12 protein-coding genes and 1 pseudogene are annotated in these 9568 nt (G+C 73.9%); 6 read left to right on the top strand and 7 right to left on the bottom strand.

What is annotated here, in order from left to right:
• The 5 genes from ACFY4B_RS42395 to ACFY4B_RS42415 all read left to right on the top strand — a co-directional run.
• Positions 1–84: hypothetical protein (locus ACFY4B_RS42395; RefSeq protein ID WP_387977119.1), on the top strand; the 84-nt coding region annotated here is incomplete at its 5' end.
• Positions 85–172: 88 nt separating this feature from the next.
• Positions 173–643, top strand: coding sequence for an SRPBCC family protein (locus ACFY4B_RS42400; protein WP_049653301.1), 471 nt, complete (start codon positions 173–175; stop codon positions 641–643).
• A gap of 34 nt (positions 644–677) precedes the next feature.
• Positions 678–1586, top strand: coding sequence for an alpha/beta fold hydrolase (locus tag ACFY4B_RS42405; RefSeq protein WP_387977139.1), 909 nt, complete (start codon positions 678–680; stop codon positions 1584–1586).
• A gap of 5 nt (positions 1587–1591) precedes the next feature.
• On the top strand, positions 1592–2257 hold the full coding sequence (locus ACFY4B_RS42410; RefSeq protein WP_387977142.1) for a 4'-phosphopantetheinyl transferase: 666 nt from the start codon (positions 1592–1594) through the stop codon (positions 2255–2257).
• A 187-nt stretch (positions 2258–2444) separates the two neighbouring features.
• Positions 2445–3125: a hypothetical protein gene (locus ACFY4B_RS42415; protein ID WP_387977145.1), complete on the top strand. Its 681-nt coding sequence runs from the start codon at positions 2445–2447 to the stop codon at positions 3123–3125.
• Positions 3126–3232: 107 nt separating this feature from the next.
• Here the strand turns inward: ACFY4B_RS42415 and ACFY4B_RS42420 are convergent, their stop codons facing one another.
• The 4 genes from ACFY4B_RS42420 to ACFY4B_RS42435 all read right to left on the bottom strand — a co-directional run bounded on the left by ACFY4B_RS42420 (position 3233) and on the right by ACFY4B_RS42435 (position 6890).
• A complete protein-coding gene (locus tag ACFY4B_RS42420) occupies positions 3233–3796 on the bottom strand; it encodes a hypothetical protein (protein ID WP_387977148.1) in 564 nt (187 codons plus the stop codon).
• Between the two features lie 157 nt (positions 3797–3953).
• Positions 3954–5111, bottom strand: a complete 1158-nt coding sequence (locus ACFY4B_RS42425; protein ID WP_387977151.1) for a GDSL-type esterase/lipase family protein — start codon at positions 5109–5111, stop codon at positions 3954–3956.
• A 99-nt stretch (positions 5112–5210) separates the two neighbouring features.
• Positions 5211–5789, bottom strand: a complete 579-nt coding sequence (locus tag ACFY4B_RS42430) for a TetR/AcrR family transcriptional regulator (RefSeq protein WP_074004797.1) — start codon at positions 5787–5789, stop codon at positions 5211–5213.
• Positions 5790–5882: 93 nt separating this feature from the next.
• Positions 5883–6890 (bottom strand): AraC family transcriptional regulator, encoded by a 1008-nt coding sequence (locus ACFY4B_RS42435; RefSeq protein ID WP_375873859.1) that lies wholly within the window; start codon positions 6888–6890, stop codon positions 5883–5885.
• Between the two features lie 219 nt (positions 6891–7109).
• Here ACFY4B_RS42435 and ACFY4B_RS42440 point away from each other — a divergent pair, with 219 nt between their 5' ends.
• On the top strand, positions 7110–7577 hold the full coding sequence (locus ACFY4B_RS42440; protein ID WP_310593231.1) for a DUF1772 domain-containing protein: 468 nt from the start codon (positions 7110–7112) through the stop codon (positions 7575–7577).
• A 148-nt stretch (positions 7578–7725) separates the two neighbouring features.
• Here ACFY4B_RS42440 and ACFY4B_RS42445 read toward each other — a convergent pair whose 3' ends face one another.
• From ACFY4B_RS42445 to ACFY4B_RS42455, 3 genes and pseudogenes are all read right to left on the bottom strand, one after another.
• The gene (locus ACFY4B_RS42445; RefSeq protein ID WP_387977155.1) at positions 7726–8421 is read right to left on the bottom strand and encodes a polysaccharide deacetylase family protein; all 696 of its coding nucleotides are present in this window, start codon (positions 8419–8421) and stop codon (positions 7726–7728) included.
• A gap of 206 nt (positions 8422–8627) precedes the next feature.
• Positions 8628–9230 carry a DUF1772 domain-containing protein gene (locus tag ACFY4B_RS42450; protein WP_049653286.1) on the bottom strand — a complete coding sequence of 201 codons (603 nt, stop codon included), beginning with the start codon at positions 9228–9230 and terminating at the stop codon, positions 8628–8630.
• A gap of 179 nt (positions 9231–9409) precedes the next feature.
• Positions 9410–9568: pseudogene (locus tag ACFY4B_RS42455) on the bottom strand (NmrA family transcriptional regulator); the annotation flags it as partial.

Raw genomic sequence — 9568 nt, forward strand, 5'->3', positions numbered from 1 at the left:
CCCCACTGGACCACCCTCACCAACGCCAAAAACACCTACGACCCCACCCACACCCTCACCCCCGGCCAAAACATCTTCCCCTAACACACAAAAACCCCCGGAATCCGCGTCCGGAGAAATAGGAAATCCCCGTCGCACGCCCCCGTTCGCCGACCGAAAGGCCGAATTCCCCATGCACGCCATCCACCACACCGACCGGGCCATCCTGGACCACCCCACCCACGCCGTCTGGGAGGCCATCGTCGACGAACTCAACGGCAGGACCACCTGGTGGCACCCCCACAACACCCACCAGCCCGGTCCCACCGGCCCCCAGCAGGAGGGCGGCACCACCACGACCACCGTCCACACGGGTGGCGTCGGGAAGCCCGGTCCCAAGCTCCGGTTCACCTCCACGACCACCCACGCGACGCCCGCCGCCCGGCTGACCCAGAGCCACACCGGCCACTTCCACGGCACGACGACGTACCAGCTCACGCCCCACAACGACGGCGCCCAGACCCTGCTCACCGTCACCTTCGCCACCACCCCGCACGGCCTCGCCAAGTTCCTCCACAAGCTGACCAACCTCACCGCCAAGCACACCACCGCCACCCAGCGCGCCCTGAGCAACCTCCGCCACCACCTCGACAACCAGAAGTAAGAACCGTCACCGGAAGAGGAAGAGGAGGCCCGCCGTGACCATCACCGAGATCCGCACGCTGCCCGCCCGGCACGCCGTCACCACCACCGACCACACCGCGACCACCGACGACCACGCGCGGCTCGCCATCACCGTCCACCAGCCTGGCGAGCCCGACCCGAGCCGGCCGTTGGTGGTGCTCGTCCACGGCTGGGCCGCGTCCCGGACCGTGTGGCACGCCACCGCGAGCCAGTTGGCGGCGGCCGGGCACACGGTGGCCACGTACGACCAGCGCGGTCACGCCTCGTCGACGGCCGGGCGGGAGCCGATCGGCATCGAGCGGCTGGCGCGGGACCTGGACACCGTGGTCGGGACGCTCACCACGCCGGAGCGGCCGGTCGTGGTGGTGGGGCACTCCGGTGGCGGGTACGCGGCGCTGGCCTGGGCGGCGGGGCTGTCCGCGACCGGGCCGTCCGCCGCGAAGGGCGGGGCAAGTGTCAAGCGGCTGGCCGGACTTGTGCTGGTGTCGACGGCTTCGCACGGGCAGAACACGCCGGCGAACGAGGTCAAGATGATGGGGTCGAAGCTGTTCAGCCGGGCCCTGGGGACGCCGTGGCTGGGCCGTCGGCTGCTCGGTGGGACGCACGGGCCGAGTGCCACCCTGGCGGCGCGGGAGGCCAACCGCCGGTTGTTCGCCGCCACGGTGCCGGCCGTCCGGGCCGCCTGTTTCGCGTCGACCCAGGAGATGGACCTGCGCGCGGGCCTGGCCGGGATCACCGCGCCGACGGCGGTCATCACCGGGACCGAGGACAAGATCGTGAAGCCCAGCTTCAGCCAGGAGCTCGCCTCGGCACTGCCGCACGCCGAGCTGCACCGGATTCCCGGCACCGGCCACATGGTGCCGCTGGAGGCCCCGCAGCACGTCGCACACCACGTCCACTTGCTGGTCACGGCCGGCCGCTGACGACCGTGACCACCACCGCCCCCGCCGGCGTCCTGGCCGCGCTGCTCCCGCCCCACGTCCACTGTGCCGAGTCCTTCGGTGACCCGTCCGAGGAGCGGCTGCTGCCGTTGGAGGCGGCGTACATCCAGGACCGTTCGCCGCGCCGCCGACGGCAGTTCGCCACCGCCCGGGCACTCGCCCGCCAGGCGCTGGGCGCTCTCGGGCACCCGCCGGTGCCGCTGCTGCCGGGGCCCGGCGGGGCGCCCCGGTGGCCGGTGGGTGTCACGGGCAGCATCACCCACACGGACGGGTACACGGCCTGCGCGGTCGCCGGTACCGGGCGGCTCACCTCGCTCGGGATCGATGCCGAGCCCGCCCGGCCGCTTCCCCGGGGTGTGCTGCAGCTGGTCAGCAGCGCGTCCGAACGCGGCGGCCTGGCGGAGCTGCCCGAGGGCCAAGCCCCGTGGGACACCGTCCTGTTCAGCGCCAAGGAGGCCGCCTACAAGGCCGTCCATCCGCTGACCGGCACCTGGGCTCCACTCGCGGCCATCACCGTCACCGTGCACGCCGACGGCACCTTCACCGCCCGGCACCCGCACCTCCCGGCCGTCCGCACCGGCTCCTGGGGCGTGCACCGCGGCACGGTCGTCACCGCGCTCGCCCTCCCGGCGTCCCGGGCGGCCGCCGCGTGAGACGCCCGCCGCCTGTGGACCACGCCCGCCCCGCTCCTCGTTCGACGCCGGTACGGCTGGTGCCGAACGAGGGGCGGGGCTACGGGGTTTCGCCCTGATCGGTGTGGCGCGCGGCCGGTTCGCCTGCGGCGGGCGCGGCGGGGCTCTAGCGTGGCGTCGACGTTGTCGGCGGACGGAAGGCGCTGAAGTGGATTTCCCGAGCAGGAAGGCCCTGGACGGGTTGACGGAGGCCGAGCACGGCGCGCTGGCGGCGATGCACGGCACGGTCAGCGGCCTGCACGCGGAGTGGCGGTCGGCGCTCGCCGTGGAGATGCGGTTGAGGTACGCGGCCGACGCCGCCGAGGGCCGCCGCGACGACGGGGTGGCGCCGCGGCTCGACTACGAGGTCGCGCGGGAACTGAACGGCGCGGCCTTCGAGTTCTCGCAGGCGGTGGAGGTGCTGCTGTGGCGTACGGCCAGCGCGTACGCGGTGCTGGGCATCACCGTGCTGGACCGGCTGGTCGCCGGCAACCCGCCGCTGTCCGAGGGCGTGGTGGGGCAGCTGTGCGAGGAGCCGCTGCTCGGCGCGTTCGAAGCCGCGGTCACCATCCCGGTCGAGCAGTTGCTCGTGGCCCGCGACGGCGCCGAGCAGGCGCATGCCCGCAAGGGGCGGCGGAGGATGGCCGCACTCGTGGAGCAGGCGTACGGGTGCCTGGAGGACGAGGCGCTGCCGGCCGCCGCAGGACGGGTCGCCGCGGCTCGGAGCCGTCTGTCGGTGGCGGCTCCGGAGGGCTTCGACGCGCCGTGGCTGGGCTACCTGGAGCCGCTGGTCGGACTCGCGCGGCAGGGGCCGTACGAGATCAGCGCGTTCCTGAGGCGCCGGGCCTGAGGCGACGGACCCGACCCGGCCGGGCCGCCCCGGCGGCGGCACGTGATGCGGCCTCCGGGGGGCCGGCTGCCGGGTGGACGGCCGGACCGACGTGGTCGGGCAGCCGGTCAGGCCGCCGTGGTCGGGGCGCCGGGGCGGTCGTCCTGTCGCGCGACGGCCACCGACCACTGCGGGAACTGCTCCGCGGGTATCGCGGAGGAGGCGGCGGAGTCGGGGCGCAGCGACGCGGCGGGGAGGAACACGACGCGGCAGCGCCGGCACAGCCAGGTCGCCCGCCACACCTGGTGGAGCTGCTGCCACTGCTCGTAGGTCCGCGGCCACTGGTCCGCCGCGTCGCTCCGCCGGCTCCGGTGGGCGAAGTGGACGGCAAGTCCGATGCCCAGCAGGACCGCGGCGAAGAGGAACGCGCCGTAGTGGTAGCCGAGCTGGTACGCGGCGTCGTCGACGCCGGCGGCCTTGTCGCCGGAGCCCAGTGTGGTCAGTCCCAGCAGGCCCATGAGGCCGGCCAGGACGAAGAGGGCGACCGCGGCCCCGCTCGTGCCCCGGGGCTCGGACGGCATCGTCAGCAGCTCCCGCGTCGGCGGGTCGAGCGGCCGGTCGGAGTCCAGGAGGGCGAGGCGCACGGTGACGGTCTCGTCCGCCGCGGCGCAGGTCGGGCAGGTGGTGCTCATCGAGAGGTGGCTCCGGAAGTGGTGCACGGTGTACGTGGTGTACGGAGGAGCACGTAGTACAGCACAGGGAACTGACTGCTCGTGCGACCGGCCCCGGAGCCGGGAGGCCGCTCCCGGCGGGAGGCGGCCGCGGCGGGTCCCGACGGGTCACGGCTCGTCACGGCGCCAGGGCGCCTCCGGGGGCGAGGGAGAGGTCGGCGAAGCGCTCCGCGATCAGCCGGTGGGCCTCCGGGGAGGGGTGGAGGCCGTCGGGGAGCGGGTGGGCTTCGTGGTCGGGCTCGCCGTAGAGGGCCAGGCCGTCCAGGTGGTGGAGGTGGTGGTCGCCGTCGGCCCGGCGGTCGGCGACGATGCGGGCCAGTTCGGCGCGGATGACGGTGAGGGTGAGCCGGCCGGCAGCGACGTCGGCGGGGTCGCCGGTGGCTCGGAAGCGGAGGGTGCCGCTGCTGAAGTCGGGGGCGAGCGGGCCCGGCACGGTTTCGTGGAACGGGCAGAGCAGCGGGGAGACGAGCAGCAGTGGCGTGCTCGGGTGGCCGTCCCGGACGGTGTCCAGGAAGCCGTGGACGGCCGGGGTGAAGGCGCGAAGCCGCATCAGGTCGGTGTTCACCAGGTTGATGCCGAGCTTGAGGCTGATCAGGTCCGCGGGGGTGTCGCGGATGGTGCGCGCGGTGAAGGGGTCGAGCAGGGCGCCGCCGCCGAAGCCGAGGTTGGTCAGGTCCAGGCCCGCGCGGTTGGCGACCAGGGCGGGCCAAGTGCCGGTGGGGTGGACGGCGTTGGAGCCGTGGCTGATCGAACTGCCGTGGTGCAGCCAGCGCTTGCGGGTGCCGGCCGGGACCGGCTCGACCGGGGCGTCGGTGTCGAGGGCGATCAGTTCGGTGGTCTCGGTGTGCGGGAGCCAGATCTCGACGGTCTTGTCCCGCTCCGGCAGGCCGGTGAACCGGGCGCTGCCGGACGGTCCTTCGGTCAGTTCGAAGCGACCGGTGGCGAGGTCGACGGTGCGCAGGTTGCCGCCGGGGACGCCGGCCTGCGCGGTGAGCCGGCCGTCCACCAGCAGGTCGTAGACGCCGTCCGGGACGTTCGGGACGCCCGGGTAGGCGCGCTTGGTGGGGACGGCGTGCAGCGTGATCGTGGTGGCGCGGGTGCGGAAGGCCAGCCGGACGCCGGAGGGCTGGGACTCGGCCATCGCGAGCTGCTCGTCCGGGATCCGTCGGCGGGCGGCGGCGGGCAGGCGGTGCGGCAGCAGGCCGCGGCGGGTGTGTTCGACGTCGAGGTGGCCGTGGAGGAGGTCCTCGGTGACAGGGGTGGTGATCGTGGTCATGATGCTTCTTCGGTTCGTCGGTTCGTCGGGTCGCCTGGTCGTCAGACCGGGCTCATGGGCGGATGGCCGGACTGGTCGTACGGGAGGCCGGTCAGTCGGTCAGCCGGTCGCACGGACTCCGCCCGAGCGCAGCAGCGCGTCGAGGGAGTCGATGATCCAGTCCCAGGACTGCCGCGCGTCGACGGCGGTGTGGCTGAAGCCGCCGGCCGCCTCCAGGCTGATGTAGCCGTGGAAGACGCTGCCGAGCATCCGCACCGCGTGGGTCTGCTCCGGCTCGCCCAGGTCGTAGCCGCGCAGGAGCGCCCTGGACATCTGGGCGTGCCGGACGCCCGCGCTGGCGGCGGCCGTCTCGGCGTCCAGGCGCAGGCGGGTGGCGTCGTAGCGGCCGGGGTGGCGGGCCGCGTAGTCGCGGTAGGCGTCCGCGAAGGCGGCGAGCGCGTCGCGGCCCGCCCGGCCGGCGAGGGCGTCGGCGACGAGGTCGGCGAGTTCCTCCAGGGCGTACAGGGCGATCCGGGTCTTGAGGTCCTGGGAGCTCTTGAGGTGGGAGTAGAGGCTGGCCGTCCGGACGCCGAAGCGGCGGGCGACCGCGGCGACGGTCACCTGGTCGAAGCCGACCTCGTCGGCGAGTTCGGCGCCCGCGACGACCAGGCGTTCGACGGTCAGCCCTGCCCGTGCCATGTGCGTTCTCCCGTACGGTCGCGTCGGTGGCCTACGGACAGCATGGGATTGCCTAAATGGTTTAGGCAAATGGAAACGACCTGCTCAGCCCGCTCAGCCCGCCAGGATCACCGTCTCCGCCGGCCCCGAGAAGCCCGCCGCCTGCGGCTGGCTGCCCGTGGCGGCCAGCCGGCGGTGCTCCTGCGGGCTGACGCCGCGCACCCGCTTGAAGGCCGCCGAGAGCGCGAAGGCGTTGCTGTAGCCGACCTTGCGGGCGGCGAAGGCGACGGTGCACTCGGGCTCGCGCAGCAGGTCGGCGGCGACCGCCAGGCGCCAGCCCGCCAGGTACGCCATCGGGGGCTCGCCGACGAGCGCGGTGAAGCGGCGGGCCAGGCCGGCCCGGGAGACGCCGACCCGCTGGGCCAGGTCGGCGACCGTCCACGCGGTGGCCGGATCGTCGTGCATCAGCCGCAGCACCGGGCCGACCACCTGGTCGTGCTGGGCGCGGTACCAGGCGGGGGCACCCGAGTCGGGGGCGGCCAGCCAGGAGCGCAGCACGGAGACCACCAGCAGGTCCAGGATGCGGTCCAGGACGAGCTCCTGGCCGGGCTCGTTGCGCCCTATCTCGGCGGCCAGCAGGTGCACCAGGGTGTCGTCCGCGCCGGTGCCGGCCGGGCGGACCAGCAGCGCGGGCAGGCAGCCCAGCAGCCGCTGGCCGATCTCGTGCTCGGCCTGGTAGGTGCCGGACAGCACCACCGAGGAGGCCCGGTCGCCCTCCCGCCCCTGGCCCCAGGTCCGGACGCCGAGCGACATCACCTCGGAGACGTCCACCCCGCCCTTGGTGCAGACCTGGCCCGGGCCGACGATCACGTCCACCGGGGTGTCCGGATCGTCCGCCACGGTGTACGGCTCCGGGCCGCGCACGATCGCCACGTCCCCGGGGTGCAGCAGCAGCGGGGTGCCGCGCTCGGGCAGGATCCACGCGTCGCCGCGGACCATCGTCACGACCGAGAGCGGGGCCCGGTCCTCGATCCGCAGCGACCACGGCGGGGTGAGGATGGAGCGCAGCAGGAACGCGCCACGGGCCTTGGGGCCGTCGAGGAGTCCCGTCAGAGTGTCCATGCCGCCAAGTGTAGACGTCGACACATCATTTGACGCTTCGTCATTTGAGAGACTCTTGAGTGATCGAGGTGGCCCGCACCGCCCCGATGCCGGATGATCTGCCCACGGGGTATGGACCGAGACACGGCGAACGCGATACGGCGGTACGGCAGTACAGCGGTACCGACAGCGAGAAGTGAGGGGCTCACGACGATGGAAACGGCACGCACACTCGTCCTGGTGGCGGCCACTGTCACCTGTGGACTGACCGCGGGACTGTTCTACGGATTCTCCTGCTCGGTCATGCCCGCGCTCGCGCGGGCCGAGGACCGGACCTTCATCGAGGTCATGCAGCGCATCAACAAGGCGATCCTGAACGGCTGGTTCGTCCTCGGCTTCGTCGGCGCCCTGCTCGCCACCGCGGCCGCGGTCGCCCTGCACCTGCCCTCGGACGGGCACGACGTCCTGCCCGCGACCATCGCCGCCCTCGTGCTGTACATCGCGATGATCGGGGTGACCCGCTCGGTCAACATCCCGCTGAACGACGAGCTCGAGGCCGCCGGGTCGCCCCAGCGGATCGCCGACCCGGCCGCGGTGCGCAGCCGCTTCGAGGCGCGCTGGGTGCGCTTCAACGTGCTGCGCACCCTGCTGTCGACCGGCGCGCTGGCCTGCCTCGCGTGGGCGCTGATCCTCAACGGGCAGAGCTGACCGGTCCCGACCCGCTCGACGGGCGGAGCCGACCGGGCCGAGCCCCTTCGACGGCCGGCCCGGACCCGCTCAGCAGCCGGGCCGAGCCCGTTCGACGGGCGGCCCCAGCGCGCCGCCCGTCCCCGCCACCCTCTGCCGCCGGCCCGACTCAGCCGCAGAGGGTGGCGAAGCCGTACCCGCGCGCCTTGAGCGTGGAGATGATCGTCGGCAGCGCGGCCACCGTCTGACTGCGGTCGCCGCCGCCGTCGTGCATCAGGACCACCGATCCGGGACGGACGTTGTCCAGCACCCGTGACCGGATCGCGGCCGCGCCGGGGCGGGACCAGTCCGCCGGGTCCACCGACCAGAGCACAACCTGCTTGCCGAGCGCCGCGGCCTTCGAGCGCACCGTGCTGTTCACCGCGCCGTACGGCGGGCGCAGGCAGCTCGGGGTGCGGCCGGTCCGCGCGCGGATCGCCCGGTCGGTGTCGGCCACCTGCGCTTCGAGTGCGGCGGCGGAGAGCTTGCGCAGGTCCGGGTGCGACCAGGAGTGGTTCTGCACGCTGTGGCCCTGCTTGGCGACCTGCGCGGTCACGGAGGGGTGGGCGGCGACGTTCTGCCCGATCTCGAAGAAGGTCGCGCGCACCCCGTACCGGGCGAGCGTCGCCAGGACCTTGGGCGTGTAGGCGGGGCTGGGGCCGTCGTCGAAGGTCAGGTAGACCACCTTGCCGCCGTTGGCGCCGGCCGCCTCCGCCCCGGTGGCGGGCAGGGCGACCGCCGCTCCCGCCGCCAGGGCGACGACGAGCGCGCCGATCGCGGTCCGGATCCTGCCGACTGCCGTTCGCCTGCCGGGTCGTACGGTCATGTCTGCCCCCTGCGGTCGGAACTCCCGTGCACCGGCCGCCAGTCTGCTCCCGAGGGGCCGTCCGCCGCGACCCTCCGTCGATCGCGAGCGAACGGAACCGGCCAGTGGGTGCACCGGGTGGCGAGCACCGCCGGGCACCGCGGGTATCGGACATGCCGAGGCCCCCGGCGGGGTTCCGCCGGGGGCGCGGTGCGGGGGTTCGGCGTTCAGCGCCCCGCGCGGCCGTGCAGCACCAGGGAGCGGGTCAGCGCGAACAGTCCGCCGGCGCAGAGCGCGGTGCGGAGCATGTTGACCGGGACCCAGGTGTCCGCGAACTTGGCCCGTACGGCGGCCAGGTCGTGGATCTGCGCCGGGTCGCCGGCCGCCGCCAGCTCGTTGTTGAGCGGGATGTTGACGCCCATGGTGACGATCAGCGCCACCACGTACAGCGCCGTCGCGGCCGCCGCCCAGAGCGCGGCCTGGCGCCGGCCGGCCTTGTGCTGGAGCCAGGCGGCGATGCCGGTGGCGAGGAACGCGCCGACGAAGACCAGGCCGAACAGCCCGTTCCCGTCGATCGCCTTGTTGATCTGCTGCATCGCCGCCACGTAGGTGTGGTCGTCGCCCGCCGCGAGGCCCGGCATCACCGAGACGTCGAAGGCGAAGAACAGGCCCGCCATCAGGCCCATCGCGACGGTGGCGCCCACCAGGAGCGGCCCGGCGGCCTTGCTCCGGGTGGCGGGCACGGCCGGGGCCGTACCGCCCGGCGCGAGGCCGGTGAAGGACTGTGCGGCGGTGTAGGAAGCAGGGGTCGCGGTCTGATTCGAGCGCATCGGTTTTCCTTCGGTCTCCCCGGTCCCCGCCCGACGCGGGGACCCTCCCGGTGTCCGGGCCGCCGGCCTCCTCACCGCTCCCGGCCAGGGCCGGGTGTTCGGTCAGGCGGTCGGCGCCGCCCGGCACCGACGATCAAGTGGACTGCCGTACGGACGGCAGGTGTTGCCCTTCTGGCTGGTCACGCGTTCCACACGCCCGAGGCGGCGGCCTCGCGGGCGTAGTCGGCGAAGTCCCGCGGCTCGCGGCCCAACGCCCGCCGCACCCCGTCGCCCAGCGACGCGTTGCGGCCGTCCAGGATCACCGAGAACAGCTCCGCGAAGTCCGCCGGCAGCCCCGC

Origin of the sequence: Kitasatospora sp. NPDC001261 (assembly GCF_042896795.1) — a bacterium.
Lineage (GTDB): Bacteria > Actinomycetota > Actinomycetes > Streptomycetales > Streptomycetaceae > Kitasatospora.